This window comes from Palleronia sp. LCG004, assembly GCF_032931615.1.
Taxonomy (GTDB): Bacteria; Pseudomonadota; Alphaproteobacteria; order Rhodobacterales; family Rhodobacteraceae; genus Palleronia.
Genome location: NZ_CP136759.1, coordinates 1,003,773 through 1,026,249 on the forward strand (window position 1 = coordinate 1,003,773; position 22,477 = coordinate 1,026,249).

18 protein-coding genes are annotated in these 22,477 nt (G+C 62.3%); 11 read left to right on the forward strand and 7 right to left on the reverse strand.

What is annotated here, in order from left to right; translation table 11 throughout:
• The first annotated feature begins 1 nt into the window (after position 1).
• From RVY76_RS04860 to RVY76_RS04890, 7 genes are read left to right on the forward strand one after another with little or no spacing between them, the layout of a single operon-like run.
• Positions 2-943, forward strand: a complete 942-nt coding sequence (locus tag RVY76_RS04860) for an acetamidase/formamidase family protein (RefSeq protein WP_317376254.1) — start codon at positions 2-4, stop codon at positions 941-943.
• A complete protein-coding gene (locus RVY76_RS04865; protein ID WP_317376256.1) occupies positions 940-2,706 on the forward strand; it encodes an ABC transporter ATP-binding protein in 1,767 nt (588 codons plus the stop codon). Before RVY76_RS04860 ends, RVY76_RS04865 begins: the two co-directional genes overlap by 4 nt.
• Positions 2,703-4,535, forward strand: coding sequence for an ABC transporter ATP-binding protein (locus RVY76_RS04870; protein WP_317376258.1), 1,833 nt, complete (start codon positions 2,703-2,705; stop codon positions 4,533-4,535). Before RVY76_RS04865 ends, RVY76_RS04870 begins: the two co-directional genes overlap by 4 nt.
• Positions 4,532-6,049 carry an ABC transporter substrate-binding protein gene (locus tag RVY76_RS04875; RefSeq protein WP_317376260.1) on the forward strand — a complete coding sequence of 506 codons (1,518 nt, stop codon included), beginning with the start codon at positions 4,532-4,534 and terminating at the stop codon, positions 6,047-6,049. The genes RVY76_RS04870 and RVY76_RS04875 overlap by 4 nt, the downstream gene beginning before the upstream one ends.
• Before the next feature lie 53 nt (positions 6,050-6,102).
• Positions 6,103-7,029: an ABC transporter permease gene (locus tag RVY76_RS04880; RefSeq protein WP_317376262.1), complete on the forward strand. Its 927-nt coding sequence runs from the start codon at positions 6,103-6,105 to the stop codon at positions 7,027-7,029.
• 4 nt (positions 7,030-7,033) lie between these two features.
• The gene (locus tag RVY76_RS04885; protein WP_317376263.1) at positions 7,034-7,858 is read left to right on the forward strand and encodes an ABC transporter permease; all 825 of its coding nucleotides are present in this window, start codon (positions 7,034-7,036) and stop codon (positions 7,856-7,858) included.
• Positions 7,858-9,537: a peptidase M14 gene (locus RVY76_RS04890; RefSeq protein ID WP_317376265.1), complete on the forward strand. Its 1,680-nt coding sequence runs from the start codon at positions 7,858-7,860 to the stop codon at positions 9,535-9,537. The genes RVY76_RS04885 and RVY76_RS04890 overlap by 1 nt, the downstream gene beginning before the upstream one ends.
• 7 nt (positions 9,538-9,544) lie before the next feature.
• On the opposite strand, the gene RVY76_RS04895 is transcribed toward RVY76_RS04890, so the two are convergent.
• From RVY76_RS04895 to RVY76_RS04905, 3 genes are read right to left on the reverse strand one after another with little or no spacing between them, the layout of a single operon-like run.
• Positions 9,545-11,056 carry a tripartite tricarboxylate transporter permease gene (locus tag RVY76_RS04895; protein WP_317376267.1) on the reverse strand — a complete coding sequence of 504 codons (1,512 nt, stop codon included), beginning with the start codon at positions 11,054-11,056 and terminating at the stop codon, positions 9,545-9,547.
• Between the two features lie 13 nt (positions 11,057-11,069).
• Positions 11,070-11,498, reverse strand: coding sequence for a tripartite tricarboxylate transporter TctB family protein (locus RVY76_RS04900; protein WP_317376269.1), 429 nt, complete (start codon positions 11,496-11,498; stop codon positions 11,070-11,072).
• Positions 11,495-12,466 (reverse strand): Bug family tripartite tricarboxylate transporter substrate binding protein, encoded by a 972-nt coding sequence (locus tag RVY76_RS04905; protein WP_317376270.1) that lies wholly within the window; start codon positions 12,464-12,466, stop codon positions 11,495-11,497. Before RVY76_RS04905 ends, RVY76_RS04900 begins: the two co-directional genes overlap by 4 nt.
• Positions 12,467-12,597: 131 nt before the next feature.
• On the opposite strand from RVY76_RS04905, the gene RVY76_RS04910 reads away from it, so the two are divergent.
• Both RVY76_RS04910 and RVY76_RS04915 read left to right on the forward strand, forming a co-directional pair.
• Complete coding sequence (locus RVY76_RS04910) at positions 12,598-13,557, forward strand: hydroxymethylglutaryl-CoA lyase (protein WP_317376272.1); 960 nt, start codon at positions 12,598-12,600, stop codon at positions 13,555-13,557.
• Positions 13,554-14,744, forward strand: a complete 1,191-nt coding sequence (locus tag RVY76_RS04915; protein ID WP_317376273.1) for a CoA transferase — start codon at positions 13,554-13,556, stop codon at positions 14,742-14,744. The genes RVY76_RS04910 and RVY76_RS04915 overlap by 4 nt, the downstream gene beginning before the upstream one ends.
• A gap of 60 nt (positions 14,745-14,804) precedes the next feature.
• On the opposite strand, the gene RVY76_RS04920 is transcribed toward RVY76_RS04915, so the two are convergent.
• The 3 genes from RVY76_RS04920 to RVY76_RS04930 are packed head-to-tail and all read right to left on the reverse strand — an operon-like array spanning position 14,805 to position 16,967.
• Complete coding sequence (locus RVY76_RS04920) at positions 14,805-15,890, reverse strand: hypothetical protein (RefSeq protein WP_317376274.1); 1,086 nt, start codon at positions 15,888-15,890, stop codon at positions 14,805-14,807.
• A gap of 1 nt (position 15,891) precedes the next feature.
• Complete coding sequence (locus RVY76_RS04925) at positions 15,892-16,311, reverse strand: phage holin family protein (RefSeq protein ID WP_317376275.1); 420 nt, start codon at positions 16,309-16,311, stop codon at positions 15,892-15,894.
• Positions 16,311-16,967 carry a hypothetical protein gene (locus tag RVY76_RS04930; RefSeq protein WP_317376276.1) on the reverse strand — a complete coding sequence of 219 codons (657 nt, stop codon included), beginning with the start codon at positions 16,965-16,967 and terminating at the stop codon, positions 16,311-16,313. Before RVY76_RS04930 ends, RVY76_RS04925 begins: the two co-directional genes overlap by 1 nt.
• Positions 16,968-17,995: 1,028 nt before the next feature.
• On the opposite strand from RVY76_RS04930, the gene RVY76_RS04935 reads away from it, so the two are divergent.
• The gene (locus RVY76_RS04935; protein ID WP_317376277.1) at positions 17,996-19,639 is read left to right on the forward strand and encodes an RNA-directed DNA polymerase; all 1,644 of its coding nucleotides are present in this window, start codon (positions 17,996-17,998) and stop codon (positions 19,637-19,639) included.
• The gene (locus RVY76_RS04940; RefSeq protein WP_317376278.1) at positions 19,636-20,331 is read left to right on the forward strand and encodes a hypothetical protein; all 696 of its coding nucleotides are present in this window, start codon (positions 19,636-19,638) and stop codon (positions 20,329-20,331) included. The genes RVY76_RS04935 and RVY76_RS04940 overlap by 4 nt, the downstream gene beginning before the upstream one ends.
• A gap of 434 nt (positions 20,332-20,765) precedes the next feature.
• Here the strand turns inward: RVY76_RS04940 and RVY76_RS04945 are convergent, their stop codons facing one another.
• Positions 20,766-22,211, reverse strand: coding sequence for a hypothetical protein (locus RVY76_RS04945; protein ID WP_317376279.1), 1,446 nt, complete (start codon positions 22,209-22,211; stop codon positions 20,766-20,768).
• Positions 22,212-22,477 lie beyond the last annotated feature (266 nt).

A 22,477-nucleotide genomic window follows, 5' to 3' on the forward strand; every position in this document is an offset into this window, starting at 1 on the left:
GATGTGCAGGAATTGCGACTACACGATCCACGGCCATCACCATCACGGGTGGGATCATTCGATCCCGCCCGCAGAAACCGTGGCCCCCGGAAGCCGGCTGCATTTCCGCTGTCTCGACAGCTCGGGCGGCCAGTTGTCGAAGGACAGCACGACCGCGGATGTGGCGACGCTCGACTTCGGCAAGATCAATCCGGTGACCGGTCCCGTCTATGTTGACGGGGCCGAGCCCGGCGACATTCTCAAGATCGGGATCGAGGCGTTCCATCCCTCGGGCTTCGGCTGGACGGCGAACATTCCGGGCTTCGGGCTTCTGGCCGATCAGTTCACCGATCCGCACCTCAAGGTCTGGGATTACGACCCCGACAGCCTCTCGCCTGCGCTTTTCTCGGACATCGCGAAGGTGCCGCTCAAACCCTTTGCGGGGACGATCGGCCTCGCCCCGGCCGAGCCGGGTCTTCATTCGGTCGTACCGCCGCGTCGCATGGGCGGCAATCTCGACATCCGCGATCTGGCCGCTGGCACGACGCTCTATCTCCCCGTCGAGGTCGCGGGCGCGCTGTTCTCCATCGGCGACACGCATGCGGCGCAGGGAGACGGGGAGGTCTGCGGCACCGCGATCGAAAGCCCGATGGATGTCGAGGTGACGCTCGACCTCATCAAGCAGGAAAAGCTCGCCTTCCCGCGCTTCACGACGCCCGGGCCGGTGACGCGCCACCTGGATGCCAAGGGCTACGAGGTCACGACCGGCATCGGCCCCGACATGATGAGTGGCGCGAAGGACGCCGTGTCTGCCATGGTCGATCTGCTTTGCAAGTCCCACGGCTTCTCGGCCGAGGATGCCTATCTCCTCTGCTCGGTCGCGGGCGATCTCAGGATTTCCGAAATCGTGGACATGCCCAACTGGGTCGTGTCCTTCTACTTCCCGCGGATCGTCCTGGAATGAGCGAGGCCGTCGCGACCCCGGTCCTTTCCGTCCGCGACCTGTCGGTGCAGGTCGCGACGGAGGAGGGCGCGAAGACGGTGCTCGACAAGCTGTCCTTCGACCTGCTTCCGGGCCGGACGCTCGCGCTCGCGGGGGAAAGCGGGTCGGGCAAGTCGATGACCGCGCTCGCCATCATGGGGCTGTTGCCACAACCGATGGCGCGGGTCGCGGGCGGCTCCATCCGGCTCGGCGATGTCGAACTCACGGATCTGGGCGAGTGGGGCTATCGCCGGGTCCGATCGGCCCGGGTCGCGATGATCTTCCAGGAGCCGATGACGTCTCTCAACCCGCTCATGACGATCGAGCGGCAGCTTGCCGAGGTGCTGCTCGAACACGGCATCTGCGGACGGCGCGGCGTGAGGGCCCGTGCGCTCGAACTGCTCGAAGCCGTGCGGCTGACCGAACCGCGCCGACGGCTTCGGCAGTATCCGCACGAATTGTCCGGCGGCATGCGTCAGCGGGTGATGATCGCCATGGCGCTTGCCTGCGACCCGGAGATCCTGATCGCGGACGAACCCACGACCGCGCTCGACGTGACGGTTCAGGCCGAGATCCTCGATCTGATCCGCAACCTGCAGGCCGAACATGGAACGGCGGTACTGATGATCACGCACGACATGGGCGTCGTGGCCGAGATGGCCGATCGCGTCATCGTCCTGCGCCATGGCCGCGAGATGGAGGCCGCCGAGACGCGGACGCTCTTCGCCGCGCCCAAGACCGAATACGCGCAGGACCTGCTCGCCGCCGTTCCGCGCCTCGGGACGGCCCCGCCGCGCGCTGCCGTGGCCGAGGCCCGGAACATCGTGGAGGTCGAGGATCTGAGCGTCCGCTTCGCGATGCGGGGCGGCGTGCTGGGGCGCACCATCGCACGGGTGCACGCGGTCGAGGGCGTCTCCTTCCATATCCGCGAGCGCGAGACTCTGGCGCTGGTGGGGGAATCGGGTTGCGGCAAGTCCACGATCGGCAAGGCGCTTCTGGGGCTCGTCCCTTGGGAGGGCTCGATCCGGGTGGGCGGCGTCGAGACGCATGGCCGGTCGCGCGCCACGATGCGGCCCGTCCTGCGCGACATCCAGATGGTGTTCCAGGACCCCGGTGCCTCGCTCGACGCGCGGATGAGCGTGGGCGAACAGGTGGTGGAGCCGATGCGCGTCCACGACCTCGCCCACGGGTCCGAGCTTTCGGACCGGGCGGAATGGCTTTTTGGCCGTGTGGGGCTTTCGGCCGACATGCTGTCGCGGTTTCCGCACGAATTCTCGGGCGGGCAGCGGCAGCGCATCTGCATCGCGCGCGCGCTGTCGCTGTCGCCCAAGGTCATCGTCGCGGACGAGAGCGTCTCGGCCCTCGACGTGAGCGTCCAGGCGCAAGTCCTAGAATTGCTGCGCGAATTGCAGGAGCAGGACGGCCTGGCCTATCTCTTCATCAGCCACGACATGGCGGTGGTCGAACAGGTTGCCGACAGGGTGATGGTCATGCGATTGGGTCAGGTCATGGAAGAAGGTCCCCGAGACGCGGTTCTGCGCGATCCGCAACATCCCTACACGAGACGGCTGATCGCCGCCGTGCCCGTTCCCGATCCGACGACGCGGCGGCCGGCTTTGCCCGCGACCGAAGGGGTCGAAGCGGCGAGCCCGATCTTTCCCGTGGGCAGTGCCCCCGGGCGCATCGCCCTCCACGATATCGCACAGGGCCACCGTGTGGCCCGCGAGGCGGCTGTCACACCATGAGCGCATCGGACACGATCCTGAAGGTCGAGGACCTGTCGATCGCCTTCGGCGAGACGCAGGCGCTGAAGAACCTGTCATTCGAGGTGCCCCGCGGTCGCACGCTCGCCATCGTGGGCGAAAGCGGCTCGGGCAAGTCGGTGGCCTCGCTCGCGACAATGGGGCTTCTCAAATTCACCGGAGGGCGGATCACCTCGGGGCGGATCTGTCTTACGGGCGATGAGGGCGAGACGGATATCGTCACCGCCCCCGAAAAGGTGCTGCGCCGGATCCGCGGCAACCGCATCTCGATGATCTTCCAGGAGCCGATGAGCTCGCTCGATCCGGTCTTCACCGTGGGCAACCAGATCACCGAGGCGCTGAGGCTCCATCGCGGAATGACTGGCCGTGCCGCGCGCGACGAGGCCGAGCGGCTTCTCGATCTCGTGCGGATGCCCAATGCCCGCCAGCAACTCGGCCGGTATCCGCACCAGCTTTCGGGTGGGATGCGTCAGCGCGTGATGATCGCGATGGCCGTGTCGTGCCGGCCGGACCTCCTGATCGCGGACGAGCCCACGACCGCGCTTGACGTGACCATTCAGGCGCAGATCCTGCAGATCATCCGCGACATGCAGGCGGAATTCGGCACGTCGGTCATCTTCATCAGCCACGACATGGGCGTCGTGTCGCAGATGGCCGACGAGATCGTCGTGATGCGCGCCGGCCGCGTGATGGAGCGCGGAACCGCCCGTGACGTGATCCTGAACCCTACGGACGACTATACCCGCGCGCTGATGGCCGCCGTCCCGAAGGTCGGCGCGATGCAGGGGCGCGACGCGCCGCGACCTTTCCCGCTGCCGGGCGAGGCCGAGACGGAGATCGACCACGCGGTGCCCGACCGGGCCGAACCGCTCGTCCGGCTCGAAGGGATCACGACGCGCTACGACCTCACCTCCGGGCTTTTCGGGCGGGTCACGCATCGCGTCCATGCGGCCGAGGATATCTCGTTCGAGATCGCGCCGGGCGAGACGCTCGCGCTGGTGGGGGAATCCGGCAGCGGCAAGTCCACGGTCGGCAAGACCCTGCAACAGCTCGTGGCCCCGGTCTCGGGGCGGATCCTCTATCGCGGGACGGATATCCTGTCGCTCGCCGATGCCGAGCGCGACCGCTTCAAGCGCGAGATCCAGTACGTGTTCCAGGACCCCTACGGGTCGCTCAATCCGCGCCTGACCATCCGTCAGAGCCTGACGGAGCCGATGAAGGTCCACGGGCTTCTGAAGGATCCCGACACGCAGGTCGCCGATCTCCTCCGCGCCGTGAACCTGTCGCCCGATCAGGCCGACCGGTATCCGCACGAATTCTCGGGCGGCCAGCGACAGCGGATCTGCATCGCCCGCGCGCTGTCCGTCGATCCCGGCCTCATCATCGCGGACGAGGCGGTCTCGGCCCTCGACGTGAGCGTTCAGGCGCAGGTCATCAACCTGATGATGCGGCTGCAGGCCGAGCGGGGGCTGGCCTATCTCTTCATCAGCCACGACATGGCCGTGGTCGAGCGTGTCAGCCACCGCGTCGCGGTCATGTATCTGGGCGAGATCGTCGAGATGGGCACCCGGCGGCAGATCTTCGAGACGCCGCAGCACCCCTATACCAAGCGCCTGCTCAGGGCCGTGCCGGTGATGGATCCCGAGGCCCGGCCCGAACGCGTGTCCCTTTCCGGCGACATCCCGAGCCCCGTGCGCCCCGTCAAGGATCCGCGCCGCGCGCACGGTTTCGTCGAGGTCGCGCCGGGGCATCTCATGGCCGACGACCATCACCTCTTCGAGCAAGAACAACAGGGAGAACTCCAAGCATGACCAGAACGATGAAAGCCCTGCTCGCCGCCACGGCGCTCGGCGCGGCCGGGATGCCCGCCTTCGCCGACGGGACGCTCACCGTGGCCCAGCGCCAGGACCCGCAGAACTGGGATCCGGTCGACACCTTCCTGCTGGCATGGGGCGGAATCGCGAGCAACATCTACGACGGCCTCGTCCGCCGCGACGAGAACCTCGAGCTTCAGCCCGGCCTCGCCACGGAATGGGAGACGCTCGATGACGGGATGCGCTATCGCTTCACGCTGCGCGACGGCGTCACTTTCCACAACGGCGAACCCTTCGATGCCGAGGCCGTGAAATACACCTTCGACCGTCTTCTGGGCGAGCAGGGCGCGCAGGGTCCGCAGCAGTCGAACTATACCACGATCGACCATGTCGAGATCATCGACGACCACACGATCGACATCCACATGGCCCAGCCCGATCCGGTGATCCTGACCAAGCTTTCGGGCTATGGCGCGATGATCGTCCCGCCCGACTACATCGAAGAGATGGGCGAGGAGCATTTCGATCTGAACCCGGTCGGCACGGGCCCCTTCCAGTTCGTGAGCTACAATCAGGGATCGCGTCTGACGCTCGAAGCCTATCCCGACTATTTCGAGGGCGCGCCGGAGCTCGATGAACTCGTCTTCCGCTTCATCACCGAGGATTCGACCCGCCTGGCCGAGCTGCAATCGGGTGCGGTCGACGTGCTCAACAACGTGGCCTATTCCGCGATTCCGACGATCGAGAACGCTCCGGGGCTCGAGATCGTGTCGGTGCCGGGGCCGACGATCTATTCGCTCGCCCTCAAGACCGCCGAGCCGGCCGCGACGGCGGATGTGCGGGTGCGCCGTGCGCTGAACATGGCGGTCGACAAGCAGGCGCTGATCGACGCGTTCCTGGGTGGCCGTGGCACGCCCATCGGACAGCTGCAGGGCGATCTGTCCTTCGGCTTCGCGCCCGACCTTCCCGGCTATCCCTACGACCCCGAAGAGGCGCGCAAGCTTCTCGACGAGGCCGGTGTGGCCGAAGGCGCGCGGATGACGATCGACTATCGCGCCGGCAATTCGACCTTCAACGAGGTGGCGCAGGCCCTGACCGGCTTCTTCTCGCAGGTGGGGCTCAATGTCGGGCTGAACCCGGTCGAGGACGCGGTCTTCCTCAACGAGATCGTGCCGCAGGGCCAGACCGACGAGATGTTCCAGTTCTCCTGGGGGGGCTGGACCTTCGATTTCGACAACACTGCGTATCTCTCGTACTACGAGGGTGAACGCTGGAACCCCTACGGCACCTCCGAGAGGATGCAGGAGCTTCTCGACGCCCAGCGCGAGACGTCGGACGTCGAGGAACGCGAGGCGATCCTGCAGGACGTGGCCCGCGAGGCGCACGAGCAGGCCTACCACATCCCGCTCTACAACGAGGACCAGATCTACGCGGTGTCCGACCGCGTGCAGAACTTCGTGGCCGCGCCCGACATCCGGCTGCGCCTCGTGGATGTGACGGTCGAGGAATGAGACGTTCCGCGGCGCGGGCCCCCCGTGCCGCGGAACCCCTCTGAGGAGCGGCGATGCCGATACTGGGATACATAGCCAAGCGCGCGTTGCAGGCGCTTTTCGTGGTGGTGGCGGTGACGCTCTTCATCGCCTTCGCGATCCGCCTGACCGGCGATCCGGCCATCATGATGATGGGCGACAGCGCCACCATGTCGGCCGAGGATCTCGCCCGCATCCGCGAAGGGCTGGGCCTGAATCAATCCTTCGCTGCGCAATACTGGGACTTCCTGAGCGGGCTTCTGACGGGCAATTTCGGGGATTCGTTCTTTCGCGGCCCCATCGCGCCCATCCTCGGCGACGCGCTCGGCGCGACCCTCTTGCTCGCCCTGACCTCGCTTGCGGTGTCGCTGCTCATCTCGGTCCCGCTCGGCATCTACGCCGCCCGGCATCGCGGCAGCTTCGCCGATCAGGTGGTCCGGATCGTCTCTCTCACGGGATTGTCCTTTCCGAATTTCTGGCTCGGCATCATGCTGATCCTGGTCTTCTCGGTCACGTTCAGATGGCTGCCCGCCTCCGGATTCCAGGGACCGGTCTCTCTGATCCTGCCGGCCGTGACGATCGGGGTGATCCTGACCGCGACCAATCTCAGGATCGTCAGGACCACCATGCTCGACACGCTGAACAAGCAGTTCATCATGGTTGCCCGCGCCAAGGGGCTGAGCGAGCGGTCCGTGATCTACAAGCACGCGCTCAGGAACAGCTCCATCGCGCTCGTCACCTATCTGGGCCTCCAGTTCGGGTCACTCATGGGCGGCCTCGTCGTGGTCGAGCTGGTCTTCAACTGGCCGGGCATGGGCACGCTCGCCGTCAACGCCGTGGCGCAGCGCGACTACCCCATCCTTCAGGCGGTGATCTCGGTCATGGCGATCATGATCGTGGCCGCGAACCTTCTGGTCGATCTGCTCTACATGGCGCTCGACCCGCGCATCCGGCTGGAGTGAGGCGATGTCAGCGTTCAAGAGCTTCGAATTCGTCGCGGGCCTCACCCTCATCGTCTTGATTGGCGGTGCGGTCCTGCTTTCGCCGCTGCTTTTTCCGGGCGGCGGCATGGCGCAATCGCTGGTCGACCGGCTGACGCCCCCGTTCCAGACATGGGATTATCCGCTCGGAACCGATCCGCTCGGGCGCGACATCCTTTCGCGCGTGGTGGTGGGCGGCCGCGTGTCGTTCTTCGTCGGCATCACCTCGGCCGTCGGTTCGGTCGTGATCGGCACGATCATCGGGCTCTTCGCGGGATATTATCGCGGGGTCTGGGACACGTTCCTGATGCGCTTCGCCGACATCCAGCTGGCGCTGCCGTTCATCCTGCTCGCCATCACCGTAATCGCGATCATCGGACCCGGGCTCGACCGGATCATCCTGCTGATGATCGTCGCGCAATGGGTGCAATATGCGCGCCTCATCCGCGGATCTGTCCTTTCGCTGAGGCAGGCAGAATACGTGCAGGCCGCGCAGAGCTACGGGCTCAGGGATCGCGCGATCCTCTTCCGGCACATCCTGCCGAACGCGATGGGGCCGCTGGTCATTCTCGGGACGTTGAACGTCGCGACGAACATCCTGCTCGAAAGCAGCCTGACCTTCCTCGGCCTCGGGATCGATCCGCTGATCCCGAGCTGGGGCGGCATGCTTGCCGACGGGCGCAACTACATCCAGACGGCGCCATGGGTCACGATCTTCCCCGGTCTCGCCATCATGCTGACCGTGCTGGGGCTGAACCTGCTGGGCGACTGGCTGCGCGACCGGCTCGACCCGCTCGGAAGGACCACCTGATGCATATCGACGAGACATATCCCCGCACGATCAATTCGCTGCCCGAAGGGGCCACGGAAGTGTGGCTCTTCGAGAGCCTGCCCGCCCGTCGCGCCGCCGAGGCGCGGGGCGGTCCACGCGTGCGCTCTGCCTACAAGACGCTCCTCCACGACGTGATGGAGGACGGGCTTCTCGATGGCGCGACGCGCGCCACGATCCATTATCCCGTGGTCGACGGCTGTCCCGAGGATCGCTTCCGTCTCGAATGCTACCCGCTCCATGAGCTGCACGAATGGTGCGAGATCGCGTTTGCCCCCCGCGCGCATGAGGGCGACGGATTGCCGGAATACGTGGTCGAGACCGATCTCGCGACCCATCGGGTCCGCGTGCCGGTTCGTTGGGTCGAGGACGCATCCGGCGGGCGCATCCTTGCCGCCTGCGGCTGGGCATCCGGGGCCGGGGACGCGCACCTGCCCACCGAATACGAGGCCATTTTCGGCCGTGCCTGCGCGGCGATGGCCGATCTGCCGCTCGATCCGCTGAACGCGGACGAGCCCGACGGCCCGTTCTTCGACCGCCTCGAGATCGACGCGACCGTTCCGGCCGGGGATCTGACGCTTCCGGTCGGCCACGAATGCATTTCCCTCGCCGAAGCGCTGCACGAGGACATCTACTTCGCGAGTCTCGAGATCTTCCGTCATCGTCTCGGCCTCGGACCCGAAGAACGGTCGGTGAAATCCGGTCAGGTCGTGCCCCGCATCGTCACGGGCGACGAGCCGCGCCTGTCGATGCGGCTCGTCGACGGAACGGCGGACGCGGACGCACCCGGCGCAAGCCCCGCGCTCGACGACGCGACGCATTGGCTCACGCCCGGAGAGATCGCGGCGCATCTGGGTGCCATAGGCGGCACCCGGTACGAGGCACGGTCGCGTCAGGGCAGGGCGGTTCCGGGCACGTATGTCGCGGGCCGGGGGCAAGCGATGCTCGCCATCTCGGCCGGGCAGCACGCGAACGAAAGCTCGCCCATGGTGGGGGCCCTGCGCGCGGGGCGCGATCTGGCGAAGACGGGTCGGGTTTCGTTCACGCTCAACCCGCTCGAGAATCCCGACGGGTATGCCGTCTTCCGCGACCTCTGCCGCGCGCAGCCGCGCCACATGCATCACGCCGCGCGCTATACCGCGAGCGGTGCGGATCTGAGCCATGGCCAGGGCCGCTTCGAAAGCGCGATCCGCGACATCGCCCGCGATCATCTTCGCGCCAAGGTCCACGTGAACCTGCACGGCTATCCCAGCCATGAATGGACGCGTCCGCTTTCGGGCTACATCCCGCACGGCTTCGGGCAATGGACGATCCCCAAGGGATTCTTCCTGATCCTCCGCCACGATCCGGATGAAGCGGAGCTTGCGGCACGTGTGCTCGGCGCGGGGCTCGCCGCGCTCGCGGAGTTTCCCGAACTCGTCGCGCAGAACCGCCGGATGCTCGCGCTCTACGACAGCTATGTCTCCGGCCGGTCGTTCGACGTCTATGCCGACGCGATCCCCTACACCATCCGGGAGGAGGCCGATCCCGGCTATCCCGTGACGCTCATCACCGAGGCACCGGACGAGACCATCGGCGGCGAGGATTTCCGCATCGCGCAGGAAGGGCAGTATCGCGTGGTGATGGCCGTGGCCCGCGCGCTCGGCACGGGCCACGCCTGAAGGGCGGTCAGTCCGTCGGGCGCGTCGCATCCATCCGGCGGTCCCTGACGGCCAGCCAGACCGACAGCGCAAGGAATAGCGCGGTCAGCACGTAGAGCACGATCGAGATCCAGCTCGACAGCAGGATCGACCAATCCCCGTCCGAGATCGACATGGCGCGGCGCAGGTTCCGCTCCATGTCGCCGCCGAGCAGCAGCCCCAGAACGAGCGGCACGAGGCTGATGTCGAGCTTGCGCAGCAGATAGCCCAGCATCCCGAAGAGGATCATCACCTCCAGATCGAAGACCGAGTTGGCGATCGCGAACACGCCCACGAAGCTCACCGCCGCCACGACGGGCATCAGCGCCCATGTCGGCACCATCATCATCCGCGTGAACAGCCCGATCAGCGGCAGGTTCAGCACCAGCAGCGCGATGTTCGCAAGGTAGAGCGACGCGACCAGCCCCCAGACGAGATCCGGCTGCCGCGCGAAGAGAAGCGGTCCCGGCTGCACGTTGAGCGAGATCAGCATGGCCAGCATCACGGCCGTCGTCCCCGACCCCGGCACCCCGAGCGACAGCATCGGGATGAGCGCGCCGCCCGAGGCCGCGTTGTTGCCCGCCTCGGGGGCCGCCACGCCGCGCGGATCGCCCTTGCCGAACCGTCCCTCGCGGTTGCTGACCTGCTTTTCCATCGAATAGCTCATCACCGCGCCCAGCGACGCGCCCGCGCCGGGCAGGACGCCCGCGACGAAGCCCACGATCGATCCCCGCGCCATGGCCGCGCGTGTGGCCCAGATCGTGCGGAAATCGGGCAGCCAGCTCTGCACCCGGATCGAGGCCGACCGATCGCGCGCGCGACGCTCCAGAAGGAACAGGATCTCGGAAATCGCGAAGAGCCCGACCAGCGCGACAATCGCGTCCACCCCGTCGTAGATATGGTAGTTGCCGCCGGTGAAGCGGGGGATGCCGCTGATCGGGTCGATGCCGATCGTCGCGATCATGAGGCCGATCACGGCCGACAGCAGCGTCTTGCGCGGATCGACGCCCGCGATGCCGCCGATCGTGGCGAAGGCCAGGATGTAGAGCGCGAAGTAATCCGCCGGTCCGAAATAGATCGCCGCCTGCGCGAGGAGCGGCGCAAAGAGCGTGAGGCCGATCACCGACACGGTCGCCCCCACGAAGGAAGCCACGCCCGAGATCGCCAGCGCATCGGCCGCGCGGCCCTGCTGGGCCATCGGATAGCCGTCGAGCGTCGTCATCACCGCCGGTTCGTCGCCCGGAATGTTCAGCAGGATCGAGCTGATCCGGCCGCCATACATGCAGCCGAAATAGACCGCCGAAAGCAGGATGAGCGACGAGGTCGCGTCGAACCCGAAGGCAAAGGTCAGCGGGATGAGGATCGCGACGCCGTTCACGGGCCCGAGGCCCGGCATCGCGCCGATCAGCGTGCCCGCGAAACATCCGAGCAGCAGGAGCGCAAGATTGAGGGGGGTCAGCGCCACGGCGAAGCCGCCACCGAGCGCGATCAGGGTTTCCACGGGGGTACTCTCCTCAGAACCATGTGCCGAGCGGGGCCAGCGGCAGGCCCAGCACCCGGTCGAAAAGCGCCCAGAGTGCCGGCGCGATCACCGCGCCCAGCACGACCGATTTTCCGGCCGGCCCGTCCAGCACGATCGCCAGCAGCGCCACGAGCAGGAATGTCGCGATGAGAAATCCGAGCGGCACCAGCAACCACGCATAGCCCAGCAGCACGACGAGCGCGGCCCCCTGTCGGAGCAGCCGCTCGGGGCGTGGCCAGGCGACCTCGCTCCCGGGCCAGACGACGAGCGATGCGGACAGCATCATCGCCGGAATGCCCACGATGACGGGAAAGACCGCCGGGCCCAGCACGTCGCCGAACGGGGCCTCGTAGAGCCGCGCCTGCATGACGAAAAGCGCCGCGATCACGAAGACCGCGGCGCCGACGATCCGTGTCGTCATTCGATGATGCCGATCTCGCGCGAGATCTTGGCCATCTGCTCTTCCTGCTGCTGGACGTATTCGGTGAACTCGTCGCCACCGCGCCAGATCGGGATCAGTCCCGATTCCTTGGCCGCGCTCTGCCATTCCTCGCTGTTGTAGAGCGTCTCGAGCCGGTCGACCCATTGCTGGTACGCTTCGTCCGAGACGTCGCCGCCGGTATAGAGCCCGCGCCAGTTGTAGCCGGTCACGTCGACGCCCTGGCTCACCGCCGTGGGCAGGTCGGGGAAGGCCGGGATCGGCTCGTCGGACAGCACGGCCAGAACCTTGATGTCGCCCGACTCGATGAAGCCCGCGATCTCCCCGATATCGGTCGATACGACGTCGACCTGGCCGCCCATCATCTGCGTCACCGCATCGGTGCCGCCGTCGAACTGGACCCAGCGCAACGCCGAAAGGTCCTCGAGCCCCGCGGCGTCGGCGACCTGCAGAAGGCGGATATGGTCCCAGCCGCCTGCGCCCGACGACCCGGCGGTCACGAGCGATGCGGGATCGTTCGCCATCGCTTCGCTGACCGCCGCGAGATCGTCGTATTCGCTGTCGGCATCCACGGCGATCACGCCGACATCGGCCCCCAGCATGGCGATGTAGCGCATCGCGTCGAGCGGCGCGGGATAGCGGCCCTGCGCGATCTGCGTGATCCCGACGGTCGAGGTCGCGACGATCAGGTTCTCGTCACCCGGGCGTTCCCCGTCGACCATCGCAAAGGCCACGGCCCCGACGCCGCCGGGCATGTTCGTGACCTGGACGTTGCCGTCCACCAGGTCGAGATCGGTCAGGATCCGTCCGATCGTGCGGCAGGTAAAGTCCCAGCCGCCGCCCGGTGCGGACGGGGCGATGCATTCCGTCGTCTGTGCCTGCGCCGGGGCAAACGATGCGAGCGCGGATAGCGTCGCACCGGCCAGCACGGCCGTGAACTTCAATTTCATCTGATCCTCCCTTTGATCGTGAAAGCTACCACACAGGAGGTCCACGCGCTTTTCAAGCACGGATACGGATCGTCGGCTTGTAAATCGCCGCGCCCCGCTGGCAGAGTGCGCGCGTTGGAGGAGGAGAAATCATGAACGACGATCACGGCCCGGCCGCGCGCGGGCGACATATTACCATCTGCGAGGTAGGGCCCCGCGACGGTTTCCAGTCCGAGGAACGCTTTATCCCCACCGACGAGAAGATCGCGATCGTCGATGCGATGTTCGCGGCGGGCCTGAGACAGATACAGGTGACATCTTTCGTAAGCCCCCGTGCGGTGCCGCAGCTCGCCGATGCCGAAGAGGTGCTCGCGCGCATTTCACGCCCCGAAGGCGCCTCGGTCTCGGGCCTCGTCGCGAACCGCAAGGGCGCGGAACGTGCCGTCGGGGCAGGCGTCGATTTCGTCCACGGCGTCCTGTCGGCCTCCGAGACGCACAACCGCAAGAACGTGAACCGACCGATCGACGCGTCGCTATCCGAGATGGAGGAAGTTGCGGCCATCCTCGCACAAGGCGGCGTGGCGCTCGAAGGGGGGATCGCCACCGCCTTCGGCTGTCCGTTCGAGGGCGAAGTACCGGCAGAGCAGGTCGGCCGTATCGCCCGCCGGTATCAGGAGATGGGCGCGATGCGCGTCTCGCTCGGCGACACGACCGGAATGGCCACGCCCGTCACGGTCGCCGCCGCGATCTCTGCCATCCGCGATGCCGCACCGGGGCTCGAGATCGGGCTGCACTTCCACAATACCCGCGGCGTGGGGCTCGCCTGCGTGATGACGGGGCTGTCGCTCGGCGTCACGCATTACGATGCCTCGATCGGGGGACTCGGCGGTTGCCCCTTCGCCGCCGGTGCGACCGGCAACATCTGTACCGAGGATCTCGTCTATCTGCTCGAGGAGAGCGGCTATGCGACGGGTGTCGATCTGCAGGCGATCATCGCCGTGGCGGAACGCACGCAGGAGACCTTGGGCCGACCGCTTCCGGGCCAGGTGATGAAGGCCGGACCGCGGCTCAGACGTTACGACCCGGACGCGACCCGGACCGCCGCGGGATGAGCGATCTGCCGCTGTCCGGCGTACGCGTCGTCGATCTCACACGGATTCTTTCGGGTCCGTTCTGTTCCATGCTCCTGGGCGATCTCGGGGCCGATGTCGTCAAGGTCGAACCGCCGGGGCAGGGCGACCCCGTCCGCAAGCAGGGCGAGATCGTCGACGGAATGTCGTGGTATTTCGCGGGCTTCAACCGCAACAAGCGGTCCCTCGCGCTCGACCTGAGGTCCGACGACGGGCGCGAGGTGCTGGCCAAACTGCTCGCCCGGGCCGACATCCTGACCGAGAATTTCCGCCCCGGCGTCCTGTCGGAAATGGGCTTCACGCCCGAACGGCTGTCCGAGATCAATTCCGATCTGATCGTGGTCAGCGTGAACGGCTACGGATCGAGCGGCCCCTACGCCACGCGTCCGGCCTTCGACTTCATCACGCAGGCCATGTCGGGCTTCATGGCGACGAACGGCACGCCCGAGACCGGACCGATCCGTACAGCTCCGCCGATCACGGATCTGGTGGCGGGTCTCTATGCCGCGCTCGGAGCTGTCGCGGCCCTGAGGGGGCGCGAGGCTGGCGGCCCCGCGCAGGCTGTCGAGGCCTCGATGATGATGTCGATGATGTCGATGCTTGCCTATCTGTCGTCGAACGCGCTCGCCAACGGGCGCGACCCGGTGCCGACGGGCAACGATCATCCGATCGCGTCGCCCTACGGGCTGTTCCGCGCGTCCGACGGTCATATCGCCGTCGCCCCCTCGACCGAGGTGATCGTGCGCCGGTTCCTGGGGGCGCTCGACCTGTCGCATCTGCTCGACGATCCGCGATTTTCCGACAATGCCGCCCGGCTCGAGAACCGCGCCGCGCTCAACCGGATGATCGACGAGGTGGTCTCGACCGACGCGCAATCCGTCTGGATCGAGCGTCTGAACGCCGCAGGCGTCCCATGCGGCAGGGTCCAGACCCTGACGGAGGCGTTGTCGGATCCGCAGACCGAGGCTCAGGAAATGGTCCTGCGGGTCGAGCATCCGGGCCACGGAAAGGTCGGGATGACCGGCTTTCCGATCAAGTTCTCGAAGACGCCGCTCAGGCCGCGCCATCCGGCCCCCGATCTCGGGGCGCAGGGGGCCGACGTGCTTCGGGAGGCAGGGATCGACGATGCCACGATCGTCACGCTGCGCGAGGCGGGGATCCTGGGCTAGGCCGGAACGAAAAACGCCCGCTCCGGAGAGCGGGCGTTTCGCGGCGAAACCTGACGAATGTCAGCTATTCGACGGATGGCCGAGATTCTGCTTCTCGGCCTCGTCGCGCGCCGCATCGGCGACGCGCTTTGCCGCGCCTTCTGCCCGATCGACGGCCGCGTCGGCGGCGCTGCCCTCACCATGGCTTTCGCGATCCGCTCGATCCTTGGCGTCGCGCGCGGCCGCGTCGGCGTCTTCGCGGACTTCCTCGCCGACCTCGCGCGCCTCGTCGAGAGCGGCACCCGCGACGCGTTCGAGCTTTTCGCGTTCCTCGGCAAAGACGCGCTCGGCCTCGTCATAGAGGTGGTCGCTCTCTTCTCCGAAATACTCGTCTTCGTAGCGCGTGCGGGGCAGACTGCCCGCGATCGCGGCACCGACGGCGAAGGCCAGAGCCCCCGCGACGAGTGGATGCTCGTCGAAGAAATCGACCGCTCGGTCGGCTCCGCGGCCGATCCCGGCGCTCGCCCGTTCACTGGCGACGATCGCCCGTTCGCGTGCCGCGATGATGCGCTCGCGTGCCTCTTCGCTCATCCTTTCGGTGCCTTCGGAAAGACGGCGTTGCATGTCGGACGACCGGTCGCGAATACGTCCGGCGGCAGATTCCGCACCGTGACGCGCCGACCTCGCGTTGTCCGACACCGACCGCCTGCCGGAACGAACGCCGGCACGAAGGCGCTGACCCGCGCTCGGGCCCCGGTCCGCATCGGTGATCCAGTTCGGACCGCTGCCCTCGGGGACGGGTCCGCGCGGACCGATGGACGCATCGGCATCCGCGCCGTAGGCCGTCTTGCGACCGCCACCGATCGTAGTGTCGTCATCGGCCGCGCGACGGATCGTCTGGTCGATGTGGCTGGCGCTCGGCCCGCGACCGAAGATGAGCCAGCCAAGCCCGATCCCGGCCACGGCGAGCGCGAGCGGATTCTGCTGTGCGGAATGGGAGATCGACCGTCCCCATTCGCCGCCATGTTCGCGGGCATTGTCGGAGATGCTCCGGAAGATCGTTTCGGGCGAGAACGTGTTCTGGAGCGCGACGAGCGTGTTCTGCAGACCTTCGCGGTTTTCGCGCAGTTCCGCCTCGATCTCGTCGGGTGTTCGATGGTCACTCATTTTACAGTGCCTTCTTAACGGCTTCGCCGTCGCGTTCCACGTTCTTCGCGGTGCGCGTCGGAGCGAGCGATGTCAGTTTGAGGTCGTTGACCCCCTTGCGTGCGAGGATCGCCGCGATTGCCGCGAAGACCACGCCGACGAGAAGCGCGGACCAGCCGGCATCGAGGCCGAGTTCGGTGATCCCGACGACGAGCGCGCTTGCCAGCACGTTCAGCGCCACGAGCAGGATCACGACGCCCGCGACGATCATGCCGATCGCGGCCCCCGCCTGCTTGGCATTCTGATCCATTTCGGCACGCAGGAGATTGAGCTCACCGCGCAGCAGCGCGATGACCTGCTGGAGCGCGTCGCCGAGAAGCGTGCCGGTCTGCCGCAACTGGTGACGCGTTCCGTTGGTCTTGGTCGTGTCGGTATCGGACATCACACGTCTCCCGGTGTTCTGGTGGCGTTGGGGGAGGGCATTCCCGTCGAGGGGGTTCCTGTCCCTGGGGTGGTCGTCACCGGCGTCGTCGCGGGGCCAGGCACGGCGCTGCGATCGACCGGCGCGCTCGGGGGCGTGGGGGTCGTCGGCGTTGGGGTCGTTCCGCGGGGACCGCGGTCGTACGATCCGAAATCGTCATGGCTGCCGGACGACCCGTAACCGCCGCGCGGTGCCGAGGCCGACGCCTTCGCGAAGCGCGATACGGCGAAGCCCGCGAGAGCCGCCCCGCCGAGGAAGGCGAGAGGATTGCGGCGTGCGAAATCGCTCGCATCGCCGGCAAGCTGACCGAGATCGCGATCGCGCACGGCATCGGATGCATCGGCAAGCGCGCCTGCGATCTGACCAAAGGATTTTTCCTGCGGCGAGCCGCTGCGCATGTCATCGGCCGCACGCCTGAGCGCATCGGCAAAACCAGAGATTTCCGAGGCAATACCGCTCTTCGCGCGGTCGGCCCGGGAATAAGCCTCTTCCTGAGCGCGTGCGCCCAGGGATTCGGCGGTTGTCTGGGCATCATCGCGAAGTCGTTCGGCGGCGTGCTTCATGTCCTCGCCGGCCTCCCGATCCACGCGACGATTGTCGGGATCATTGTCGTTCATGAGGCTTTTCCTTCGTCAGACGATGAATGTGATGACTGCGAGAACGATGGCCACAAGGCCAACGAGATAGATGAGACTGTTCATGGTTCGGAGCTTCCCGCTGTCGTTTCGATGTACGACCAAAGCTCAAGAGCTTGTGAGGTTCCGTAGAGGTCAACCTTGCACGGCATACGCACGGCACCGATGGCGGTTTCGCGCCCGGTCCGGTCCTTGTGACGAACGACCAGCGGCATCCGGCGCATGGGGTGATGCGCCCGACGGTTGGTTCACGAAATCGAGAGGATTGGAGGCAAGTACCGGAATGCCGTTCCTAAGTCAAAAAATACCGTAAGTATCGGATTCGAACTGTTAATTTTAAGTCGCGAACATACCCATACTGTCCCATGTACTGCCAATAGTAGTGTCGCTGAACGATAAAGGGCGTATCTGGGCTAAGACTTAAGTCCCGTAGGATCAATGCTCATACGTCCGTAAAGCAAAGTAAGCCCAGAGTTCATGATCCATCGAAGACACAGATGTGTATCAGTCTATCCACCGTCACGTCATTCGGCTTCAGTGGAGCAGGCATAATGTTCGTTAGAAGACAGGTAAATCTTAGCGTCATACCGAAGCCGGGTATGCAACCTGAAAAATTTTACCTTCAGAGGCCCAAAGATGCACGCAGCGAAAGTTGACTGCTAATCGACCCTCAGCGGATTTTGTTCACAACTTATACAAACCGTTGTGTTGCCTGCGGTCCTTAGGGTCGCAGGATGGGCCGCTTTTCGCAAACGACCCGAACCAACTACGGCAGTCAGCCTCCTCTGATGTTTGGAGCAAGGGGCAGGAAACAAATGAAGCAGTTGCATCAGGATCCGTGGTCCTTGAATGCAAGCCTGCGTGGCCAAACTAGTTCAGAAGAAGGTTGTTCTGTGTCAAACTTAAAAGCTTAGCTTGCAGGATTTCAACATCTTGACCAATGTATCCAAAGTTGCCCGCGTTCCAGGGCCGGGTTTAACTAGCTTTCATAAGCGACTTTGGGGAAGCAGATGGTGACGAAAGACGAATTCCGTGCAGCAGCAAACCTAGCTGTTCTAAACTTAATAAAGCACGGGGATACAGACATTTTCCCATTAACTTTTGAAGGGCATGCTATATTTGATAACACAGAAAAATTCGTTGATCTCATTTGTGAGTATGACGCGAATTTCGACGAATATTTAGCTCAGTATCCACCGTCAAACACCAATGCATTGATACCGGTGTCGTATTACGGTTTTCGATGGGGTACGCAGATGGATCCAATCTGGAATGCCCATTTCCTGAGCTGCGTAATTGCTTTAGCCGAGAAGTTAGAGGCAGCTAGAGTAAAAACAGATGCAAAAATTGTCTTTTCTTATCGTTTTCAGCCGCAGAAAGACTGCGGCGATCTTTTTGACAGGAGTTTAAGTTGGCATGCATTTATGATGAGGTCACTTGAGAAATGTGATTCTTACGAGTTCGTCACAACTTGCGATATAAGTGAATTTTACCCTAGACTGAATCACCACAGACTAGAGAACGCACTGCTTCAAGTCGCTGGTGACACGCCTTATCCAAAAAGAATTATGGCGTTCTTGAGCAATTTCTCGAACACTAGATCATTCGGCTTGCCAATTGGCGGCCCTGCTGCACGTATTTTATCTGAAATTACAATAAATCAGATCGATTGGCTATTGCAGAGTAAAAGAATTGATTTCGTGCGCTTTGCAGATGATTTCCATTTGTTTGCGAAAAGCCGCGAAGAAGCGTACCGGAATACTATTATCATTTCTGAGAAGCTTTTTGAAAATCAAGGGCTCTCCCTCCAGAAGTCTAAAACTCGAATAATGACCACGTCGGAGTTTAAGGCGACTAGTCCTGTTCAACTGCCTTTGGATGATGCTAAAGCGGAAGAAAAGGGAGAGAGAGATGTAGTACTCCCTGATCGCTCAAGAAGGCTCCTCAGCTTTTCTTTGAGGTTTGACCCATATTCACCAACCGCTGAAGAGGATTACGAGCGACTTAAAGAGGAAGTAAGAAACTTTGATATTCTTGGTCTTCTTAAGGAAGAACTGGCCAAGTCACGTGTTCACATTGCGCTGTCCAGAAAAATTGTTTCAGCTATTCACTACTTAGATGGTCAGACTAAAGACGATGCTGTCCTATCTGTGGTCGACAACAGTGATGTGCTTTACCCTATATTCTCCTCCGCACTGATAATGATGGACAAAGTTTTTAACGACCTGGGAGACGCTGCTAAGGATCGGTTAGTCGAAAAACTGATTGAACTAATAAGATCCGATTCTCACGTTCTAAGAGTCGATGTGCATCTTTGTTTTGCTTTGAGGGTTATTCAGCATTCAAATACTGAAAAGACCCAGCAGCTTCTTAAGGAGATATATGATACCCGAAGGTCAGACATAGTTTGCCGCGATATTATCCTTGTGATGGCGCTTTGGCGTGACTGGTATTGGCTTTCTGATTTGCGAAATAAGTATAGGCAACTGAGCGATCCTGAAAAGAGAGCTCTTTTAGTTGCGTCGTATACGCTCAAAGATGAAGGAAGACATTGGAGGGATCATATTAAGAAAGAATTGAACCCCTTTGAAAAATTTGTCTTGGCCTGGGCCGGTGAGCGGGTCGGGCATGGAAAAAGTGAATTTTATCTATGATTGATGCATCGAGCTTCGCAAATCTTCATAATGCCTTTTGGGCGGAGAATGCTCCTACATCAGAGCATTTCGTACGACGACTGAATCTTGAGTATACTGATCGATGGTCACCGCCGATTAAGAAACCTGGTGGTCCGATTAGGGCTGCACTCGTTGCAGAGATTGCCTTCGCGAAATTTTGCACGCCGGTAGGTTTAATGTCTAAGGCTAACTTGGAAGCGATTGCAATTGGCGAAGCACGCAGACGATTGAGGCCATTAACAGACAGCCCGGATGAGTTGGATGTAGCAGTATCTCCGGATGAAAAGGTTCAGATTGACAATCTCGAGAACAACCTTCGAGGGTTTTTTAAAAAGAACGCGGCAACAGTAGTATTAAGGCCTACGTTTAGTGGCTGTGGCTATGTGGATGCATGTGAGGGAGATGTTGTTTATGGTGCTACATTGTATGAAATTAAGGCAGTAGATCGCTCGTTCAGGAGTGCTGATATACGTCAATTGATTACCTATTGTGCGCTTAACCACGCCTCTCAGGATTTTGATTTGCGCTATATTGGAATTTTTAATCCTCGGCGCGGAGTATCATTTGATATGTCAATAGACCGGGTATGCAGGGAAATATCTGGACGTTCGCAACAGGAATTATTGAGTGAAATTGTTTCGTGCGTTTCTAGTGGGGATATTTCGCGTTAATCTTATCTAAATTAACTAATTAAAGATTTTTAAAACTGTTTAAAATGCTTTAAGTTTTAACTTTACGTCTGTTTACACAACTTAGCTCATCTTTACTGCGGAATAGATTTGTTTTGCTTATGGCCTTTATACGTGCAGGAATCTGTAAGAAACTGAACAAGTCTTCGTTGTGACAGATTAATCCTCGCAATGTAATTAGCTACTTCTGCCAATTGAGTGCGGTTCGGATCAAATCGCACGACAAGTGAAGAATGACAATATGGTAAGGGTAATGATTCAATGCTTCGGTACACCATAGAGAAGTATCAAGAGCTTGCTAGGTACCGGCTTTTACTGAGATACAGGCGAATTTTTCAGGAGTATCACAACGAAAGAAATAAGAGATTTTAGAGCAATATTTTGAGGAGGATTTCCGGAGTCACGGAATGGGTGATTTATACTGATTCAAAGCGAACCCTGCCGCCTGGACACACCTCCCCGAACGCGTCCAACATAGCCGTCCGTAGCTGATCCTCGTACCGCGATTGAACGAGGAAGCTGTCATGGATCGGAATACCAACGATCCCGACGTTTAGAAGCTTCGCCAGAACACGCAGCGCGATCTCGCTATCCTTGTGCTGTAGCTCTCCCCAGGCCGCTTTCTTAGCGGTCCCGTCATGCGGACAGACGCCAGGATGAGCATTCCAAAACTGATCGTAGAGCGTCTCAGCGTCATCCATGTTCCGACGCTGTAGGCGCAGCTTGTTCCTGAGTGCGCTGACAGCCTCCTGCTTCGAGCTGGTCCCAACCGAGACAATCAGAACAAGCTTCATGTCGTCGCGGTGGGGGGACATGCCTGGTAGGGCGTAGAGATCGGGTTCTTCCGGCAGGGGGACGGCTCGAAGCGCGTAGAGCAAGGCGAGTTGCATCGACGTGTAGTCCAGCTCGATGACCGGATCTCCGTCGAAGGTGTGATTCTTCCGCCCTCGGCTCGGGATCTCTTGAACGAAGTGGCCGTACAGGCGCCCTCCCGTGCCGTCTTTTCCTGAAAACTGCCGATAGAGAGTGCATTGACCGCCATAGACGAGGTGCGACCTGCCATCCCGGTAGTTGTACAGGTCGTCATACTCTCGGTACGTCGTGAGTGCGTACTCGATTTGCAGCTTTGCCAACGCGTCGTTCAGGGCCGGTATAACCATCTCGTACCCTTGTAGGGGACGGATCAACTTAAGGGCTTTCGCCTTGGCCTTCTTCCCTGCTTTGGGCTTTGAGCACCAAAGGACGGACTCGCAGCCTTTTCCGGTATCGGGGTCGCTTTGCCTGAGATACGGATGCCCTCCGAATATAAGCTTTTGCTGAACCATCCAGTCTAGAAATGGTCCCGCCGCGCTGATCCGAGTCCGCATTCCCTTCCGGGCGGATCGGTTGTAGAATCCCTTCTCGTAATCCAGCCATATTTCCCCCGTTTCGAGGCAATGCAGTTCTCGGAGATGGTTCAGGACTGTCTTGAATGCGCGGTAGCTTAGATCCCGGTATACTGATCGGGGTGAATAGTCTTCGCTCCGCAGCGGAACAGCGACATAGCGATTACGTATTCCGCATTTGTCGAGAGGGATCGAGGCGATATGGGCGAGGCTATGCAGGATGAAACGGAGGGCGGTAAGGTGTTTACCCCTTGATCGTAGGGGGAGGTTGGAGCGTTCTAGATCCTGTAGCATTCCGTATAGGGAGTGAGAGGCATCGACTAGCCTTTCAAGGTACGGATTTGGACCCTCAATTCTGTGTAGGAGGGGTATTGAATTCTCCAGGTTATCGCGGGGATTTTTAAGGTTGGTTTGAAAGCCGGGGTTTACATTCGGGCTTACACTTTCGCTGTCATCAAAGAGATCAGAATCATCCATACTGGATCGCGCTACCTTAAAGGGGGAGGAGGAGGGGCATTCCCTATTACTGGAATCACTCACTCACCCTGGGTTACCCGTAGCGTGACCAATTCAACGTTGAGACTGCGTTCGCATAAGATCCTCCTGCCCGCCTTTCTCGAGCCAGCTTGACAGTAATTGAATCTAAGATGGTGGCGGGATCATGCACGTAATCGTATACCCCGGCATGGTGCCCGCCCCTGTCCGTCAATAGTGCCTGGGAGCCTATGAGAAGCTCTGTGAGC